The 18,683-nt window shown below is 60.2% G+C and carries 15 protein-coding genes; 6 read left to right on the top strand and 9 right to left on the bottom strand.

Annotation, left to right across the window (positions count from 1 at the left end; genetic code table 11):
* Positions 1-27: 27 nt before the first annotated feature.
* Both ACP7AJ_RS14245 and ACP7AJ_RS14250 read right to left on the bottom strand, forming a co-directional pair.
* On the bottom strand, positions 28-1,080 hold the full coding sequence (locus ACP7AJ_RS14245) for a glycoside hydrolase family 43 protein (RefSeq protein ID WP_426060875.1): 1,053 nt from the start codon (positions 1,078-1,080) through the stop codon (positions 28-30).
* Between the two features lie 267 nt (positions 1,081-1,347).
* Complete coding sequence (locus ACP7AJ_RS14250; RefSeq protein WP_426060876.1) at positions 1,348-2,439, bottom strand: 1,4-beta-xylanase; 1,092 nt, start codon at positions 2,437-2,439, stop codon at positions 1,348-1,350.
* A 264-nt stretch (positions 2,440-2,703) separates the two neighbouring features.
* On the opposite strand from ACP7AJ_RS14250, the gene ACP7AJ_RS14255 reads away from it, so the two are divergent.
* Positions 2,704-3,777, top strand: coding sequence for a glycoside hydrolase family 43 protein (locus ACP7AJ_RS14255; RefSeq protein WP_426060877.1), 1,074 nt, complete (start codon positions 2,704-2,706; stop codon positions 3,775-3,777).
* Positions 3,778-3,885: 108 nt separating this feature from the next.
* Positions 3,886-5,148, top strand: coding sequence for a zinc dependent phospholipase C family protein (locus ACP7AJ_RS14260; RefSeq protein WP_426060878.1), 1,263 nt, complete (start codon positions 3,886-3,888; stop codon positions 5,146-5,148).
* A 37-nt stretch (positions 5,149-5,185) separates the two neighbouring features.
* Here ACP7AJ_RS14260 and ACP7AJ_RS14265 read toward each other — a convergent pair whose 3' ends face one another.
* Positions 5,186-6,982 (bottom strand): T9SS type A sorting domain-containing protein, encoded by a 1,797-nt coding sequence (locus ACP7AJ_RS14265; protein WP_426060879.1) that lies wholly within the window; start codon positions 6,980-6,982, stop codon positions 5,186-5,188.
* Positions 6,983-7,139: 157 nt separating this feature from the next.
* Between ACP7AJ_RS14265 and ACP7AJ_RS14270 the strand changes: the two genes are divergently transcribed.
* Positions 7,140-8,006, top strand: a complete 867-nt coding sequence (locus ACP7AJ_RS14270) for a T9SS type A sorting domain-containing protein (RefSeq protein WP_426060880.1) — start codon at positions 7,140-7,142, stop codon at positions 8,004-8,006.
* Between the two features lie 70 nt (positions 8,007-8,076).
* On the opposite strand, the gene ACP7AJ_RS14275 is transcribed toward ACP7AJ_RS14270, so the two are convergent.
* From ACP7AJ_RS14275 to ACP7AJ_RS14285, 3 genes are all read right to left on the bottom strand, one after another.
* Positions 8,077-9,426, bottom strand: coding sequence for a TolC family protein (locus ACP7AJ_RS14275; protein ID WP_426060881.1), 1,350 nt, complete (start codon positions 9,424-9,426; stop codon positions 8,077-8,079).
* A gap of 260 nt (positions 9,427-9,686) precedes the next feature.
* The gene (locus tag ACP7AJ_RS14280) at positions 9,687-12,764 is read right to left on the bottom strand and encodes an efflux RND transporter permease subunit (RefSeq protein WP_426060882.1); all 3,078 of its coding nucleotides are present in this window, start codon (positions 12,762-12,764) and stop codon (positions 9,687-9,689) included.
* A 199-nt stretch (positions 12,765-12,963) separates the two neighbouring features.
* Entirely contained in the window at positions 12,964-14,178 is a 1,215-nt protein-coding gene (locus ACP7AJ_RS14285; RefSeq protein WP_426060883.1) for an efflux RND transporter periplasmic adaptor subunit, read from the bottom strand.
* 182 nt (positions 14,179-14,360) lie between these two features.
* Between ACP7AJ_RS14285 and ACP7AJ_RS14290 the strand changes: the two genes are divergently transcribed.
* Positions 14,361-14,717 carry an MGMT family protein gene (locus tag ACP7AJ_RS14290; RefSeq protein WP_426060884.1) on the top strand — a complete coding sequence of 119 codons (357 nt, stop codon included), beginning with the start codon at positions 14,361-14,363 and terminating at the stop codon, positions 14,715-14,717.
* Between the two features lie 13 nt (positions 14,718-14,730).
* Here ACP7AJ_RS14290 and ACP7AJ_RS14295 read toward each other — a convergent pair whose 3' ends face one another.
* On the bottom strand, positions 14,731-16,131 hold the full coding sequence (locus ACP7AJ_RS14295; protein WP_426060885.1) for a hypothetical protein: 1,401 nt from the start codon (positions 16,129-16,131) through the stop codon (positions 14,731-14,733).
* Positions 16,132-16,284: 153 nt separating this feature from the next.
* Here ACP7AJ_RS14295 and ACP7AJ_RS14300 point away from each other — a divergent pair, with 153 nt between their 5' ends.
* Both ACP7AJ_RS14300 and ACP7AJ_RS14305 read left to right on the top strand, forming a co-directional pair.
* Complete coding sequence (locus ACP7AJ_RS14300) at positions 16,285-16,881, top strand: carboxypeptidase-like regulatory domain-containing protein (protein ID WP_426060886.1); 597 nt, start codon at positions 16,285-16,287, stop codon at positions 16,879-16,881.
* A 93-nt stretch (positions 16,882-16,974) separates the two neighbouring features.
* Positions 16,975-17,268 (top strand): hypothetical protein, encoded by a 294-nt coding sequence (locus ACP7AJ_RS14305; RefSeq protein ID WP_426060887.1) that lies wholly within the window; start codon positions 16,975-16,977, stop codon positions 17,266-17,268.
* A gap of 55 nt (positions 17,269-17,323) precedes the next feature.
* On the opposite strand, the gene ACP7AJ_RS14310 is transcribed toward ACP7AJ_RS14305, so the two are convergent.
* Both ACP7AJ_RS14310 and ACP7AJ_RS14315 read right to left on the bottom strand, forming a co-directional pair.
* Positions 17,324-17,740: a response regulator gene (locus ACP7AJ_RS14310; protein WP_426060888.1), complete on the bottom strand. Its 417-nt coding sequence runs from the start codon at positions 17,738-17,740 to the stop codon at positions 17,324-17,326.
* A complete protein-coding gene (locus tag ACP7AJ_RS14315) occupies positions 17,737-18,558 on the bottom strand; it encodes a sensor histidine kinase (RefSeq protein ID WP_426060889.1) in 822 nt (273 codons plus the stop codon). Before ACP7AJ_RS14315 ends, ACP7AJ_RS14310 begins: the two co-directional genes overlap by 4 nt.
* Positions 18,559-18,683 lie beyond the last annotated feature (125 nt).

The raw sequence follows: 18,683 nt of genomic DNA on the forward strand, positions 1-18,683 counted from the left end.
CCTAGAAACGGGTGGCTCTTGAGTTGTTTACTCGCCTGAGGGCCTGGCCAACGGCTGGCCGGGGGGTACTGGCTTGCCAAAAATTGGGATTCCATCGGCCGTCCAGGTGAAGGGCTGGGCCCGGGGCGAGCGGAACCGGCCGCAGCCCTGGCCCGGCTCGTCGTTGGCGTGGTACAATATCCAGTCTTCGGTTCCATCTGGCGACTTGAAGAATGAATTGTGGCCCGGTGCAAATACTTTGGCTGCCGGGTCCTGCTGAAACACCGGCACCGGCGACTTGGTCCAGGAGCCCGGTTGCAGCAGGTCGCTGTCGGCCGGAGCCGTGAGCATGCCCAGGGCGTAGAAGTCGGTCCAGCATCCACTGGCCGAGTAGATGAGCACGAGCTTGTTGCCACGGCGTAGTACCTGCGGGCCCTCGTTCACGTCGACGTGGGGCGGGTCGTTGGGCGAATTCAGGTCGCCGTGCCGCTCCCACGGAAACACGGGAGTCGATACCTTCAGGCTCGGGCCGTCCACGGTCCAGGGGTTTTTCATGCGCGTCAGGTAAATGCACTGGCGGCCGTTCACGTCGCCTTCCCAGCCCGACCACACCAGGTAAAACTGGCCATTGTTTTCGAACACCGAGCCGTCGATGGCCCACTTGTTGGCGACATCGCGGAGCTGGCCTTTGTCAGTCCAGGTGCCCTGCATGGGGTCGGGCGAAGCGTTTTCCAGCACCCACAGGCGGTGGGTTTGATTGATGCCGGCATCGGCGGCGTAGTAGAGGTACCACTTGCCGTTGAGAAAGTGCAGCTCTGGTGCCCATATGTCGCGCGAATTGGGGCCGGTAGCGGGCGGCGTCCACACCACTTTGCTCGGCGCAGTGCTGAGTTGGCTCAGCGACTTAGTTTTCCAGAGGGTGATGTTGCGGCCCGTGGTGTGCGTGTAGTAATAATAGCCCTTGTGGTAAATGCTCCACGGGTCGGCCCCGGAGGTGAGGAGTGGGTTGGTGAACGTTGGTTTTACGGCGGCGGGCGTCTGCGCCTGAGCGGGGCAGGCGAGGAGCAGGGCCGTGCAGAGGAAAAGGAGCAGGGGTTTCATAGGAATGAAGGTTTTAAATTTCTAGAACAGGACTTCACTTCCCGGCATGGATGTCATTGCGAGCGTAGCGAAGCAATCCGTCCTTTAAGTACCAGATACTCTAAAATGTGACAAGCCCTACCGGGTACGACCCCGGTGCTGCGGAATGTCGGGGCTTATCACATTAGTAGGTTAGTCGCTGAGAACAGGACGGATTGCTTCGCTGCGCTCGCAATGACAAATTGCGTGGCCGGGGGATGAGGCTCTGCTAGTCGAGCCCTGCCTGGTTTACTTCCCGTTCAGCTTCTTTATCAGCTCCGTCTCGTCCTGTCGGTACGGCGTGCCGTCTTTGCGAAATACCTCATGGAACCACTCCACGGGCTCGCTGCCGTCGGCAATGGGCACGTCCCACTGGTACTTGGTGTTGGTTTTGCCATCGACCAGGCCCCAGTTGATGGCGCCTACGTTTTGCTTTCTAAGCAGGGGCATGATGTTGGCGAAGCGGCTGTTGCGGGGGCGGGCCATGTACTCGGTGCAGATAAGAGGGCGGCCATGGGTTTCGAGCAACTCGATGATGCGCTGGTGCGCGGGTGCCTCGTCGTAGTTGTGGTAGGTCACGATGTCGGAGTTGAGCGCCTGGTACTTGTTCAGCGCCTCAAAGTCCCAGTTCCAGAGGCCGATGCTCAGGGGCTGGGTAGGGTTTACTTCGCGGGCCCAGGCAAACACGTTGCGCACCAGCGGCAGCGAGGTGTTGAACTTGTCGGAGTTGCCGGGCTCATTGAACAGGTCCCAGAACAGGATGCGCTGGTCGCGGCCGAAGCTGCGCAGCACGTCCTGCACATAGGGCTTGAGGGCGATGAACTTGCTGGAGTCGCGCGAGATGATGTCGCCGGGGTCCTGCATCCAGCCCGAATTGTGAATGCCGGTTTTGGGGGCGGGCTGGGGGCCGGGCTGGGGGTTTTTGTTCCAGCAGTCGTCGAAGAAAACCAAAATGGTTTTGATATGGTGCTTGTCGGCGATACCCAAGTAGGTGTCGAGGCGTTGTTTGAACCCTTTGGGGTCCTGCTGATAGGCGAGGCTGTGCAGAAACACCCGCATGGTGTTGAAGCCAATGGCTTCGGCCCAGCCCAGCTCGCGGTCGATGGTGGTGGGGTCGAAGGTATCGGCCTGCCACATTTCCAGCTGGTTGATGGCGGTGCTGGGAGCGAAGTTGGCCCCGCTCATCCAGGGGTGCATTTTGTACCAGGCGTTGGCTTTCTCCACGGACCAGCGCTGGCCTTGCACCGCGCTGGCCGCGCCTTTGGTTTTAATCTTGGTTTTCTGCGCATACGAGCCATTGGTGGCCAGTAGCATTAGCAGAAACAGAAGCAGTTTTTTCATGGAGCGGGTGGGATTGGAAAGTGCGGAAGTGGTGACCGGAGCTACCCGTGCCTGTGGTTGGCAAAACGCAATGCCTAGCCGAAAAGCTTGCGGCTACTACGCTTTAGGCTGGGAAGATAGTTGGATTGTTTATGACGAAGATTATCTGCTTTGGCCAAGTGGTCCCGCTGGGGAGGGGCCCCTACCTTGCAGCTGCATCTGGGGCGAGCAGCCCTATCTTACTTCCTTCAAGCGCCCATTCCCACCCACTAACGCGTTTCTGTTATGCCTTCCCGCCGCGATTTTATGCTCCAGGCCACCGCTGGTCTGAGCGCTCTGGCTCTGGCCAGCCAGGCGGCCGCCCGTGCCGCGGCCCGCACTTACACCAACCCCGTGTACGCCGGCCAGTTTCCCGACCCGTTTGTGCTGCGCCACCAGGGTCGCTACTATGCCTTTGGTACCACGGGCACGGGCCGCACCCGTGACGGCCGCATTTTCACGCTGCTCACCTCCAGCAACCTCGTGGACTGGAAGAACGCCGGGGGCGCCCTCGCGCCGCCCGCCGGTGCCGAGGGTGCTGACTTTTGGGCGCCCGAAGTGGTGTTCCACAAGGGAACCTTCTACATGTACTACTCCATGGGCGGCGGGGCCATTGGGGCCACCGTGGGGCACCGCCTGCACGTGGCCACCAGCAAAAAGCCGGAGGGGCCGTACCAGCAGGTGGCTCTGCTCGACGTGCCGGCCAGCAAGTTCACCATCGACGCCCACCCGTACCAAGACACCGACGGGCAGTGGTACATTTTCTACGCCCGCGACTTCATCGACACCGACAACGGCTACCGCCCCGGCACCGGCCTGGTGGTCGACCGCCTGCTCGACATGACCCGCCTGGCCGGCGAGAGCCGCACCGTGATGCGCGCCCGCCACGACTGGACCGTGTTTGAGAAAAACCGCACCATGCCGCTCTACGACAACAAAACTTTCCCGGAGTGGCACACCCTGGAGGGGCCGTTCATTCGGCGGCACGGCGGCAAGTACTACTGTTTCTACAGCGGTGCCAACTTCCTCACGCCCCGCTACGGCGTCGACTACTGCGTGGCTTCGTCCATTATGGGCCCGTATTCCGACGCCGGGGCCGAAAAAGGCCCGCGCGTGCTGGGCGCCGTGGCCGGCCATGTGCGTGGCCCCGGGCATCATTCCCATGTGCTCAGCCCCGACGGCAAAACCGAATACCTGGTGTACCATGCCTGGAACACGGCCATGACCGAGCGGCAGCTGTGTATCGATAAGCTGGCCTGGACTGCCCAGGGACCCCGCTGCGTGGGGCCCACCTACACGCCCCAGCCGCTACCCAGCTAGTAGGAGTAGGGTAAAATTTGTTTGGGCCTGAGACACTGAGGCCAAGGGCCGACAACGGTGGAGCGATATTTGTCGTTGCAAGCGCTATAAGTTGTGCTTACTTTGCTCATGCTTCGTCCCCTTTCCTTGCTGCTGGCCGTGGTGCTGGCCCTCACGGCCCGTCCGGCGGCGGCCTATGCTGTGCTCACCCACAAGGCGAACATCGATTCGACCTGGGAAAAGAGCTTGGTGCCAGCGCTGGAACGGCGCTACCCCGGCGCCAGCCCCGAGGAGCTGGAAGATGCCAAAGCCTACGCCTATGGTGGGGCCATCATCCAGGACATGGGCTACTATCCTTTCGGCAATGTGCTCTTTACCAACCTGACACACTACGTCCGCTCGGGCGACTTCGTGCGCAACCTCATCAGTCAGTCACGCGACCGCCTCGACTATGCCTTTGCCCTGGGCGCCCTGGCTCACTACGCCGCCGATGTCAGCGGGCACGCTGAGGGCACCAACCGCGCCATGGCCAGCGTGTACCCCGAGTTGGCTGCCAAGTTCGGACCTGTTATTACCTACGAGCAGGCGCCCAAGCAACATTCCCAGCTGGAGTTTGCTTTCGATGTGGTGCAGCTGGCCAGCGGCAAGTACCGCAGCCAGGACTACCACAAAAGCATCGGATTTAAAGTAAGCAAGTCGTCACTGGAACGTGCTTTTCGCCAAACTTACGGCCTGGAGCTGGGGCAGGTGATAGCCAACGTGGACCTAAGCATTGCCACCTTCCGCTTCGCAGTAAGCGAGCTGATTCCGACTGCGGCCCGTGCCGCTTGGCACCATAAGCGCAAGGACATCATGAAGATGAGCCCTGGTGCGCGACGCCGCGACTACCTCCGCCGCGAGAGTCCGCGCGAGTTTCGCAAGAAGTACGGCAACGACTACAAGCGGCCCGGCTTTGGCGCCCGCATCATCTCCTACTTCATCCGGGTGCTGCCCAAAATCGGCCCCCTCAAGCCCTTTGCCTTCAAGCTGCCCACGCCCGAAGCCCAGGCCCTGTTCAGATCCAGCTTCCGGACGGTGATGGATAAATATCGCGCCGACGTGGCCCGGCAGCCCGCTGACACAGCCGCCTCGCCGCTCTCCCTCGACAACACGGACTTCGACACCGGCCACCCCACCCGCGCTGGCGAGTACGCCCTAGCCGATGAAACTTATGGGGAGTGGCTGCGCCTGCTGGCCAAAAAGAAGTTTGAAAATGTTAACCCCAAAGCCCAGCAAAATATCCTAAATTTTTACAATACGCCGCCCAAAACTCCGGCTTCCGAAAAGGAGAAGGAAGGCGACAAACAGCGCGAAACCATGGAAGCGTTGGCGCAGCTTAAGGCGCTGCAGTAGCGCCGCCGAAAGGCAGCCCAACCGCAAAATACGGTGGCTACTCTACGGCCAGCAGCTGTGTCGTGCGTTGGGAGCCTGCCTGCATATGCACCACGCGGTAGAGGCCGGGGGCCAGCCCCTGCAAGCTCAACTCGCATCGGGCGCCGCCGGGGCCCGGAGCAAGGGCATAGTCCCGAACCACCCGGCCCAGAGCGTCGACGAGCGTGACCCGGCCTGGGGAAGCACCCTTGAAGGCTGGCACCACCACAGTGGCCGAGGCGTGGGCCGGGTTGGGGAATACCGTAGGGGCCGCCAGGAGGTTGGAAGAAGTAGTTGATAAGACGGTCTGGTCCGTAATACTAGCGAGGAAGGGCACGTAGCTGTTGTTAGGGTAAGTGAAGGCGGTGTTGCCAAAATGCGCAGGCGTTTCCACCCAGCCGCCCAAGTAGACAATACTGCCCGACAAGGCCATGGTGGAAGCTTCATCACGCCCGAATCCGCCCGCGCTCTGGGCCCAGTTGAAGCTGACGCTGGAGCCGGCATCCGTCATTTTTGCCACAAACGCGTCGCCGGAACTGTTGTTGCCGGCAAAGTTGCCCAGGGTATGGGGGCCGAACTGGCTGGTTTGACTAGAGATATTTCCTGCTAAATACAGGCTGGGTCCATCGGCAGCCAGTCCTACCACGGCTTCACTGTTGACGCCACCGGCTCGCTCGGCCCACGTGAAGCTGCCGGAAGCGCCAGCGTCGGTTAGCTTGGCAATAAAGATGTCTGAATTAGATATGGTGGGCGACGCATTGGTCAGCGTGGTAGCGCCAAAGTTGGCCGTAAGCCCATCAAAAACGCCGGCTATGTAGACGCTGGAGCCGCTTAGCGCCAGGGAACGAACGTAAAGCCCAGGCCCGAACCCTCCACTGGCTTGTTGCACCCACGTGAAACTGCCACTGGTCCCGGCATCAGTTAGCTTGGCCACAAACACATCTTCGGCGTAGTTCAGGCACGAAATCGTCAGGGAACCGAACGTGGCGGGTTTGCTGCTCAAGCGTCCGGTAAGGTACACATTGCTGCCCTGCACGGCCAGGGCCCGGCCGCCGTCACTGTGGGTGCCGCCAGCCTGCACCGCCCAGGTAAAATCAGCGCTTAGCCCCGCATCGGTCAGCTTGGCCACAAACACGTTTTCTCCTCCAAACGTGGCGCGGTTGGTCAGGACGGTGCTGCCAAAGACAGTGCTTGGCCCCTTAAAGAATCCCGTCAGGTATACGCTGCTTCCGCTCACGGCTATCGACCTGGCTATGTCCTCGCCAGCACTGCCCGCCTGCCGGGTCCAAGAAAAACTAGCTGTGCTGCCGGCATCGGTGAGCTTGGCGATGAAAATATCCGAAGTGAAACTGGTGGGAGCTGAGTGGGAAAGCAGCGTATTGCCAAAGCGGGCGCTATCTCCCTGGAAATAACCAGTCAGGTATACATTGGGGCCATTTACGGCTAGGGCCGTGATGGCTGCGTGGCCGCCGTGGGCACCTTGTTCGACCCAAATAAAGCTGCCGGTGGCCGGGCTCCACTTGGCGAGATAAAGAGCCGGCACACTTCCACTGGTGAGGGTGAAGGCCCCCAAATTAACGGTGCCATTAAACGACCCCGCCACATACACGTCGCCATTGGCCGCAGCGGCAGTGGCATATACCGAAGAGCTGTTAATGCCAGAGCTTCGCTCGCTTACGGCTATTGCCGTCTGCCAGGAGGGAGCCTGCGCCCTTGCCCCGATGCTGACCAATAGCGAGAGCGAAACCCAAACAAGTATGAAGGCCCGCGTGCCCCCAGAAAAGGTACCAAGCCAGTTGAATAAAGGTAGAAGCATGGAAGGTAGAAAATAGGTAAAAGCCACTATAGTCGAGAGTTAAAGGTAGAGCTGGACAGCTGAATTTATTTCGCTACTCTGCTTAAACCAGCCGGCACTCGCCGCATCTATGGTAATGAATGCTGGTCCTCCATTTTTTACTTCTTCAATTCATATTATGAAAACAAAAGCCTCTTATTTACTGACGCTTGCCTTGCTGGTGCTGCTGGCAACCTCTGCCGCTGCCAGCGGCCCCGGCCCGCGCCACCGCCGGCCTGTTAACCCCGAAATCACAGCTTACCACCGGGCCAACATCCAGCCTGTGCTCCGGCAGCAGCGCCAGAAGTTGGAAGCCCAGCTTGCACCCGCCGACCGTACTCATCTGGCCACCTACCGCACCCAGCTAAAGGCCCTGCGTGACCAACAACTGGCCCTGCGCCCGAGCACGCCGCCCGCCGACGGAACCCGTCCCCAGCTCACGGACGCCCAGCGCGAACAGCGCCAGCAGCTCCATTCTCAAGCCAAAGCCATTAGGCAGAGCGTGGCTCAGCTGGCGCAGAAATACGAAACCTCCATTCAGCAGCTGGCCAAGGAAGTGGAGTCCCAAAATGAGAAGTGGGCTACTGACCTGCAAGCTCTCGCCACCAAAAATGCCACCCCCCAGCAGCAGGAGCGCATGGCCACCCACCACAGCCGCATGCGGCACCATGGCGGTGCGCACCGGTTCTTCACACCCACCCGGTTTTTGCTCATGAACCCCAACGCGCCAGCCGCCACTGAGCGGAGTTTGGGCAGCACCAGCTTTTACCCTAACCCTGTTGCCGCCACCAGCCAACTAGCATACGATGTGAAAAAAGCCGGTCCCGTCACTGTCGAGTTGCTCGACGGCAAAGGCAACAAGCTGCGCAGCTTGTTGCCCACCACCGAACAGGAAAAAGGCGCCTACATTCAGCAGCTCGATTTGCGCGACTTGCCGGCCGGCACCTACTTCTATAATATCACCACCAAATCCGGGAGCGAAACCAAGCGGTTCATGAAAGAGTAATCGCCTGTGCTCAGGTCTTGGAGAACCTCACCCGGTGGGGGTGATGTTGCTTGGCGCGAGCAGCAAAGCCTTAACCACCCTGAACCAGTCCTCCACTTAAGCGTCGCAGCGTCGTTTCGGCCTGCTTGGCCTGGAAGCGGATGTCCAGCAGCCGCACCTCAGCATCGAGCTGGGTGCGCTGGGCTTCGCGCAGGGCTAGGGTAGTGAGCAGGCCAAGCCGGTAGCGCTCCAGAGCGATGGCCACGTTCTCGCGGGCCAGCAGAATGTTGGTTTCTTCGAGTTCCAACAGCTGCAGGCGGTTCTGGTATTGCGCGTAGGCCTGCTCGGCGGTAGCCTCCAGGTTCAGTTCGGTCTGGCTGAGCTGCAGCTGACTTTGCTCCTCGCCGATGCGGGCGTTTTGCTCGATGCGGCGGCGGTTGAAACCGTCGAAAATAGGGACTGATGCCACCAGGCCATAGTTGTAGCCAAAGGTGCGGCCGGTGTTGGTCACGAGCTGCGTGCCGAAGAAGGCCGCGCCGTTTATGTTGCGGTTCAGGCCGTAGCCCGACGTGAGGCCGATTTGCGGGAAGCGGGCGGCGCGCGCCAGCTTGCGGTCGTAGGTGGCGACTTCGGTGTTGGTGCGGGCTTGCTGCAGGCGCGGGTTGTTTTGCCGGATGGCCTGCGTGATGACTTCCCGGTCCAGGTTAGTGGTAACCACAATGGAATCGGCAGGGCTGAAATCGAGCCGCGGCGAGCGGCCCAGCAGGTTGTTGAGGTTAATCTTGGACGTGGTTAAGGCCTCTTGCTGCTGAATGAGAATAGAACGGTCGGCGTTGTAGTCGACGCGGGCGGTCAGCACTTCCACCTTGGCGCTCACGCCCACGTCCACACGGGCCTGGGTAAGGTCGATGCGGGCTTGCCCAATCTTCAGTGCCTCTTCGATGGAGGTGATTTTGCCCTTCTCGCGCACCACGGCGTAATACGCATCGGTGATGTTGGCCACGGTTTCTTCCACAATGGCGCGGGTAAGCTGCCGCTGGCTTTGGTCGAGGGCCTTGAGCCGGTCGTAGGCAATAAACATCCCGAAGCCGTCAAAAATCGTCCAGGTGCCAGTCACGTTACCGTTGAGCTGGTTCGACTGGGCATTCCTGGCCGTGCTGGGCTCGGGCCGGCTCGACGACTCTTGCCGCACGTTGTTGGTGTTGAAAACTCGGGTGAAGTTGCCGTTCACCGTGGGCAGCTGCCCGGCGTTTCCGCGAGTCACGTTGTTTTCACTCACCAACTCATCCGTGCGCGACAGCCGGATGTTAAAGTTGTTTTCCAACCCCAGCCGAATGGCCTGCGCCAACGTCAGCGGCGCAGCCGCTGCCACGCTGGCGGGCCTGGTAAGCTGTGGCTGGCGAGGCGTAGAAAGTTTTTGTTGTTGAGCGTAACCAGCCAACGGAAGCAGGAAAGCAAGAAAAAGAAGCTGCGAGGGTTTCATGTGGAAAATTCAGAACATCTAACTCCCTTCCTTTTTTAAGGAAGGGATGCCAAGCTGCTAGGCTCAGCTGGGGTGGTGGAGTCGTTGAACGATGGCAAAACGACATCCGCGTAACTCACGCGGCTATTGTTCGGGTGTCGTTCAACGAGCGCAACCAACCCCCGTCCGAGCCCATCACGCGAACATCTCCTCCTTGAAAATAGGAGGGGAGTTTAGCCCTAGGCTGTCACGGCGTCGGCTGCCTTGGGCTTATGCTTTTTGGCTGTGGCGAAATATGAGTACATCACCGGCACCACGTACAGGGTGAGAGCTGTGGCAAACAACAGCCCGCCCACCACACCAATACCCATGGCCCGGCGGCTAAGCGCGCCTGCTCCGGTAGCAATGGCGATGGGCAGAATGCCCAGAATGGCGCAAAGCGAAGTCATCAAAATGGGGCGGAAGCGGGCCGTGGCACCTTCCACCAGCCCGGTCATATAGTCGACCCCGCCTTTTTCTACACGCTGGTTAGCGAATTCCACAATGAGGATACCGTTCTTCGTGACTAGGCCAATGAGCATAATGATGCCGATTTGCGAGAACAGATTCAGCGTTTGGTTGAAATACCAGAGGCTAAGCAACGCTCCGGAAAGTGCCAGCGGCACCGTCACCATGATGACTATCGGGTCGCGGAAGCTTTCGAACTGCGCGGCCAGCACCAGGTAAATCAGCACCAGGGCCAGGCCGAAGGCAAAAACCAGCGACGAGGAGCTTTCCTCGAAGTCGCGCGAAGTGCCCGAAAGCTCGGTGGTGAACGTATCGTCGAGGTTTTGTTCGGCAATGGCACGCATGGCAGCAATGCCGTCGCCCAAGGTTTTGCCCGGCGCGAGCGAGGCCGAGAAGGTGGCCGAGTTGTAGCGGTTGAAGCGGTAGAGCTGGGGCGGCGTGCTGCTTTCCTCGAGGCGAATCACGTTGTCGAGCTGCACCAGCTCGCCAGCAGCATTTTTCACCGACAGCAGGCGCACGTCCAGGGGCTGGTTGCGGTCTTCGCGGGCCACTTGGCCAATAATCTGGTACTGTTTACTGCCCCGAATGAAGTAGCCGTAGCGCTGCCCGCTGAGGCCAGCCTGCAGCGTTTGCGAGATGCTTTGTACCGAAATGCCCAGGCTCTGGGCCTTCTCTCGGTCAATGTTGACGCGCAGCTCGGGCTTGTTGAACTTCAGGTTCACGTCCACGAACTGGAAGGTGGGGTCCTGGCGGGCCAGCTCCAGAAACTTGGGCACTACTTCGCGCAGCTTGTTAAAGTCCTGGGTTTGCACCACAAACTGCACCGGCAGGCCGCCGCCGCCGCCGCCAATGCTCTGGTCCTGCGACACCGACGTGCGGGCCGCTGGTAGGTTCTTCACGCCCGCGCTCAGGGCCGTGGCCACCTGGTCCTGCGTTATCTTCCGCTGGTCGGCCTCCTTCAGCAGCACTCGCGCAAAGCCCGAGTTGGAGCCGCCGCCAAAGCCCGGCGAGGTTACCGTGAACACACTGTTCAGGTTTTCAAGGCCTACGGAGTCAATTGCCATCTTGGTGAGCTGGCCGATGAAATTGTCCATGTACTCAAACGAGGCTCCTTCCGGGCCAGTGGCGTTCACGGTCACCCGGCTGCGGTCTTCCACCGGTGCCAGTTCTGAGGGAATGACCTTCATAAACACCCAAATGCCACCTCCCGTCACCACTATCATAACCCAGGCCAGCCAGCGATTGCGCAAAAACGTAAGCAGGCTGCTTCGGTAAGAAGCTATCATTTTCTCAAAAAAGGGCTCGGTTTTGCGGTAAAGCCAATTGTGCTTCTCTTGGCGCTTCAGCAGCTTGGCGCACATCATGGGTGTGAGCGTGAGCGACACAAACGCCGAAATCAGCACCGAGCCCGCCACCACAATGCCAAACTCGCGGAACAGGCGCCCCGTGATGCCGGTGAGGAACACCACCGGCAGAAACACCGCCGCCAGCACCACCGTGGTGCTCACCACGGCCATCAGAATTTCATCGGTGCCCTTGGTAGCGGCTTCTTTGGGGTCCTCGCCGTCCTCAATGCGCGAGTAAATGTTTTCCAGCACCACGATGGCATCGTCCACTACCAGGCCAATGGCCAGCACGATGGCCAGCAGCGTGAGCACATTGATAGAGAATTTCAGCAGGTACATCACGAAGAATATACCAATGAGCGATACCGGGATGGCCACCACCGGAATAAGCGTGGAGCGCCAGTCGCGCAAAAACAAAAAGATGATGACCACCACCAGCACAAAGGCCTCGATGATGGTGTGCTGCACTTCGTTGATGGAGTTGCGGATAAACACGGAACTGTCGATGCCCGTCTGCAGCTTCAGGTCGGGGGGAAGGTCCTTGCCAAAGACGCGCAGGCGCCGGTTAAACTCGTTGGCAATGTCAATCTGGTTGGAGCCCGGCTGCGGCACCACGGCCAGGGCCACGCCGGGCATGCCATTTACCCGAAGAATGGTCTGGTCGTTTTCCGGATACAGCTCGGCGTAGCCAATGTCGGATAGGCGCACGAGCGAGGCCGCGTCCTTGCGAATAATCAGGTTGTTGAAGTCTTCAACCGAGGACAGGCGACCCATGGTGCGCAACGTCAGCTGCGTGGCTTCGCCCTGCACCGAGCCGCTGGGCAACTCCACGTTTTCGCGGGTGAGGGCCTGCTGCACATCCACGGGCGAAACCCGCAGCGCTGAGAGTTTCACCGGGTCCAGCCACAAGCGCATTGAGTATTTCCGCTCGCCGTACACGCGGATTTCCGACACGCCGGGAATGGTTTGCAGGCGTTCCTTAAGAATGTTGTTGGCATAGTCCGTGAGCTCCAGCAGCGTGCGCTTGGTAGAGATGACGTAGGTGACGACAATAGGCTGCGAGTCGGCGTTGGCCTTGCTCACCACTGGCGGGTCAATGTCGCGCGGCAAGCGGCCTTGCGCGCCCGATACCTTGTCGCGCACATCGTTGGCCGCGGTTTCCAGGTTGGCGTCGAGGTCAAACTCCACCGTAATCTGGGTGCGGCCGTCGCGCGAGTTCGACGTCATGTTTTTGATGCCGGCAATGCCGTTCAGGGCTTCTTCCAGCGGCTCGGTCACCTGACCCTGCATCACGTCGGCCGAAGCGCCTACATAACTGGCTGATACCGTGATAATAGGCGGGTCCACGCTCGGGTACTCGCGCACACTGAGGTAGCGAAACCCGATGACGCCGAAAATGACGATGACCAAGCTCATCACAATGGCGAGCACCGGCCGGTTGATACTAGTGGAGGAAAGACTCATAGCACTTGGCTGATAGAACTAAAAACTCCCCTCCTTACCAAGGAGGGGATGTTCGAGCCAACGGCTCGGACGGGGGTGGTTGCTGTCGTTGAACGACTCCCGAACGATTCACATGAGAGTCGTTCAACGCCCACAACCACCCCAGCTAAGCTTGGCGGCTTAACGTCCCCTCCTTGGTAAGGAGGGGAGTTTGACGGTTTTACTTAATAACTCTAACTGCGTCGCCGGGCTTCACTTGCAGGATACCAGTCCTAATCACGGAGTCGCCCACAGCCAGGCCGTCGGTTATTTGAATGACTTTATCAGAGCGGATACCAATTTTCACTTTCTGCGGCACCATTTTGCCGTCCTTCACCGTGTACACGTTGTAGCCGCTGGCTTCTGGTATCACGGCTTCGGTGGGCACTTGGAGGGCGGTATTGATTTCGCCCAGTTTCAGGTTCACGCGCACAAAGGCGCCGGGGCGTAGCTCGTTGCTGGTATTGGCGTAGCGGGCGCGCACCGGCTGGGTGCGGCTCACGGGGTCAATCTGCGGGTCGATGGCGTAGACTTTGGCGTCGAAGGTCTTGTTGGTGGTTTCGTCGACCACGCTTACCACGTCGCCTACGCGCACGTTGGCGGCAAAGCGGCCCGGCACAGCAAAGTCAATCTTAACGGGGCGCACCTTCGAGAGCGTTGTGATTTCGGCGCCCGGGCTCACGAAAGTGCCTACGGTGGCGGTGGTTAGGCCCAGTACGCCGGAAAACGGCGCCCGCACGTAGGCCTTGGCCAGGGAGGCACGCAAGGCCTGCAGATCGGCCTGGGCGGTAAGCAGCTGGTTGTTGGCCTGCTCATATTCCTGGGCGCTGATGTACTCTTTGTCGAGCAAGGTGCGTTGGCGTCGCTCCTGGTCGCGGAAAAGCTTGATGTTGTATTCCTGTTTTTTAATGGCGGCCTGCGCTTCGAGGGAGTTGATGGTGAACAACAGCTGGCCCTTGCTCACCGACTGGCCTTCCTTAATGTTAAGACTGGTGATTTTGCCCGAAAGCTCGCTTTTGATGACCACCGATTCCTCGGCCAGCACCGAGCCGGTGGCGGCCACCTGGTCGGTGAGGGAGGTGGCTTGCACCACGTACACTTGGACGGGCTGGACGTCCCCGCCCTTGCCTCCCAGGCCGCCTTTGCCGCCTGGCCTGCCGCCTTTGGCACCAGCCCCTTTTTTATCGCCCCCGGCTGTGCTGGGGAAATACTTCATTTTTACAAACACCAGCCCGGCAATGACCACGGCCGCAAGCAGCCAGCCCAGCCAGCCGCGCCCCCTGGAAGGCGTCGTCTCGGGCATGGGCTCAGGGGTAGGAGGAGTAGCGGTGGGCCCGGGCGTAGTGGTGGTGTCCCAGGTAGGAGCAGGAGCCACGGTGGTATTTTCGAATGACATAAGTTGCAAGAACGCGCAAGCAATAGTGGTTGTTTGCGACTTTTATGGCGGCACGACCGGCGTCGGTTAAAAGAGGACTCGACTCGAACTGCTATAGTGCAAATTTCGACGTAAAGGTTGCGTCATCGGCTCTAAAATAGACGTAGCACAACTCCAGCCAGACCGAGAGTACCTTCGCCCCGATGAAGCCAACCGCCCAAAATTTGCCCGAGCCGCGCAATTTTTTTCAGGACGTGCACGAGGTCGCCCGCCTCATTCCGCCGGGCCGCGTGAGTACCTACGGCGCTATTGCCCACTACCTGGGCTCGCGACGCGGCGCGCGCACCGTGGGCTACGCCATGATGGCCGCCCACACCGCCGAGCAGTACGTGCCCGCTCACCGGGTAGTCAACCGTCTGGGGCAGCTCACTGGGCGCCTGCACTACGCCACGCCCTTCGCCATGCAGGAAGCCCTGGAAGCCGAAGGCATCCGCGTGGAAGAAGACCAGGTGGTGGATTTCGCCAAGCTGTTCTGGGACCCCAGCACCGAGCTGGTTTAGTTAGCCGGTTTCATTATAGAGTTTTAGTGCGAGCCCGGATTACGCGCAAGTCAAACACGCCTTTCTTTTCGTTGGCTTTTTCCAGCGCCGGCTTGGTAGCATCGGCAAAATTACGGGCCACTTCCACGTATGAAGAGCCGCCAAAAGCGGGAATGAATGACATGCAGCGCCCGGCTGCTGTTTGCAGGCAGAAGCTGGCTTCGCGAAGCTTATCGGTATAAGGGATGGCGACAAATTGATACTCGCCCAGCTCTGCCACCGCGGTGCCATTGAGCAACACGCGCACGGAGCCGGGCACGCTACTGGCGCGGCGGTAGACGTAGATGGTAGCCGTATCGGCCAGAGGCGTGGTGCCGGCATCGGCAAAGGGCGACACGCCGCCCGTCACCATGTTCAGAGTATAGTCGCCGGGCCGGCCGGAAGTGGCCGCCGCCGCAATTGCTCCGCCCAGCGGCCCGGCCAAATAGCCTGCCGTACCCACTGCGCCGGGGTCGGCGAGGTTGAAGCCCACGAAGCGAAATTCGTTGCCGGACCGCACCAGCGGCTGGTAGTGGCGGTTGTGTAAAATGTAGACCTGCTGGCCATCGGAAAAGCCCCAGGCTTTTCGCAGCGCATCCTTGCCATTGCTGCTCACAGCGGCCAGGGTGGGTACTACCTCCTGCGTGCCTTCCCAGCCCTTGGCCGTGCGGGGCGTGGTTTCCATCGTGAGGGCCGGCTCCGTAACGGGCTGGTTGTTGCGGAAAGCCAGAAAGGTGGGGTAGTACCCTTTGGGTCGAACCGAGTCGCTAAGAATAGCATAAGTAAGCGTCGGGGCTGGAGCGTGGCCCAGCTGTTCTAGCTCCGCTAGGGTCAGGGCGGACTGGGCCGGCAGTTTTTCCCATGCAATGGTTTGGCACTGCGCTAGGCAGCGCTGCAGGGCCTGGGCCAAGTTGCCGGGGTGCTGGGCTGTGGTTTCCATGCCCTTGCTTTCCACCTGCTCGGCGGCGCTCAGCACATAGTGGTAGCCATCGGGCAGGCGTGCGTACACGTCTAAAGCCAGCTCCACACGGGCCTTTTCCGAGAAAGCGCTAATTTCTTCCGTCAGCTTGAGCTCACGCAGCACCAGCGCCACGGGGTGGTCGGTGGAGCGTGCCGGCAGCTGGGCTTGCACCCAGCTGGTCAGGGCCTGGGCCACGCTGGGACGCAGGTCGGCTCTTTGCGGGATGTTGTTCAGGCCACGGTGCACCGTGCCAATGCCTGCACGACGCGGGCGGGCGTCAAACACTTGCTCCACTGTCACGGCTCGGCCCGGGACAGTTATAGGCGTTTTGTTTAATTCCAGGTAATATACTTGGGCTCGGGCAACGGTGGGAAGACCCAGCCAGCAGGCCAGTAGAAGAAGCAAGAAGAGCAGTGGAGCGTAGCATTTTTTCATAGAGCAAATTTCATATGTAGTTGGGTAAAGATTGCACAAGCCTCGTCACTAAGCAAGCAATATACTTGATGGCTCCAGAGTGTACTGGGGCCTTTTTTTGGTATGAAACAACTCTTTACTGTACTTTTTACGGTTCTGCTCACCTAGCCTGCCGTGGCTCAGAACACGTTTTCCATCCGCGGGCGAGTGCTCGACAAAGTGACCGGCGAAACCCTGCCCGGGGCGACGGTGCAGGTAACCGGCGGCGGGCAGAATACCGGCACCGATGCCGACGGTTCGTATAAAGTGGCCAACCTGTCGGCCGGCACCTACACGCTGCAGGCCAGCTTCGTGGGCTACAAGCCGTCGACCCAAACGGTAAAAATTGCCACTCAAAATGTGGTTGCTTCCTTTCCGCTGGCTTCCGACAACGCCAGCTTGGGCGAAGTGCAGGTGGTGGCCTCGCAGGCCCAGGAGCGCCAAACCCCCGGGGCCTTCTCGGCTGTGAGCGAGGTGAAGCTGCGTGAAACCCTCTCGAACCGCGACCTGCCGATGATTTTCAACGAGACGCCCGGCGTGTACGCCAACCAGGGCGGCGGCGGCACCGGCAACTCCCGCATCAACGTGCGCGGCTTCGACCAGCGCAACGGGCCCGTGTACCTCAACGGCGTGCACGTGGGCGATGCGGCCCAAAACCAGTTTCAGATTGACTTGCGCTATGAGCCGTTCAGCGGCGCTTACATCCGCTTGTCCTACCTGCTGTTCACCTAGTATTACGCGGCTTTCAACCCCGAAACCATCCGCGACGAGGCCAGCAGCACCGACTCCTACCGCCTACCCACGTCCCGCAACATCGACCTGCACATGGGCTACGATTTCAAGCCCGTTCTCAACAACCGAGTGCGCTTTGGGGTAAAGGGCTTGGTGCTGAACGTGCTGAATGAGTTCTACTTTACCGATGTTTCAACCCGCGCTTCTTCCAATACCGGCAGCCTGGACAACCTGCAGGCTTTCTTCAATCGCGGCCGCACCTTCACCGTAGGCCTCTCCGCTACAGCCTGTCATAAGCGAGCAAGTGGGTCAGCAGAATTTAGCTGGCTCATCAGGTACCAAAAAACCGAAGTCTGCGAGGGCTTCGGTTTTTTCATTTCGTCGTAGGCAACGCTCGGCTGCTGCCACCAGCTGAAAGTTGCGGCCGCGTGCTTGTTTGCTGCTAAGGCTTACCGGCGGCGGCGGCGGCGGCCAGCACGGCGCTGCGCATTTCTTCGGGCGAGGTGTTTTTTACGAGGTAGCTGTGGGCACCCTCGGCCAGCACGGTGCTCACCAGGGACGGGTCGTCGTGCATGGAAATGATGACCACGCGCACCCCGGGAAACTGGGTGCGCAGCAGGCGGGTGGTTTGCAGGCCGTCGAGGATGGGCATTTGCATGTCCATCAGCACCACGTTGGGGCGGCTGCCTTGGTCGAGCAGTTCGAGAAGTTCTTGGCCGTTGCTGGCCTCGCACACTACCTCTATGCCCGCGTAGCCACTAAGCAGGGCTCGGAGTCCCTTACGGAAGAGAATGTGGTCGTCGACGATGGCCAGGCGTACTGGCACGGCCCCGGCCGCGGGAGTGTTGTTGGAAATCATGTGTTTAAGGTAAAGGAGGGAGTGAGCGTGCCAGCTGGCAACAGCGTCACGGGCAAAATGGCCTCGACGCGGGTGCCCACGCCGGGCTCGGAATGGTAGTGTAGCTGGCCGCCAAGCACGGCCACGCGGCTTCGTAAGTTAATCAAGCCCATGCCCACTTGCTGGCCGTGGGGGCCCGGCGGGGGCAGTTCTTCCAAGGCTGCCAGGTCGAACCCCTGGCCATCGTCGGAATACGTGAGAGTGAGCAGGCCGGGCACGGCGTTCACTCGCAGCACAATGTGCGGGGCTTCGGCGTGCAGCAAACCGTTGGTCAGCAGCTCCTGGGCAATGCGGTACACCATGAGCTCGTGGGGCGGAATGAGCCGGCCCAGGAGGCCTTCCTGCTCCAGGCGCACGTCTGGGCCGTTGTCGACGGGCACGGCCTGCACCAGCGCCCGCAGCGCTTGGGTCAGGCCCAACTGCTGCAGAGTGGCGGGCTGCAAGTTGCGGGAAATGCGCCGCACCTCTGCCACGGCTTGGTCAATCAGGGCACTGGCTTCGGGAGCGGGCGGGCTGCCGGGAGCAAACAGGTGCAGCTTGGCCAACGCCAAGATGGTGCCCACGCCGTCGTGCAGTTCGGCCGCAATGCGTTGCCGCTCGTCTTCCTGCGCTACCAGCGCCGCGGCCAGCGCCTGCTGCTGGGCGGCTTCCTGCATCTGGGTCATCTCCTGCTGCTGCCGAAGCTGCATCCGTTGGTAGCGTACCACAAACCACACCAGCCCAAGCACGAGCAGGAGCAAGGTAGTAGTGAGTAGTAGCAGGGGTAGAAAGTCCGTCACAAAAAGGCTTCTGACAAGCAGGAAGCGCAAAAAAGAAGAAAAAACAGCGCCTCCTATTGGCACAGTTACGCCTGGGGCGTGTAGCGTAAACGCTACAGTTAGGAGGATTTTAAGAAGAGCAAAGT

Origin of the sequence: Hymenobacter sp. B1770 (genome assembly GCF_049896385.1) — a bacterium.
GTDB lineage: Bacteria > Bacteroidota > Bacteroidia > Cytophagales > Hymenobacteraceae > Hymenobacter.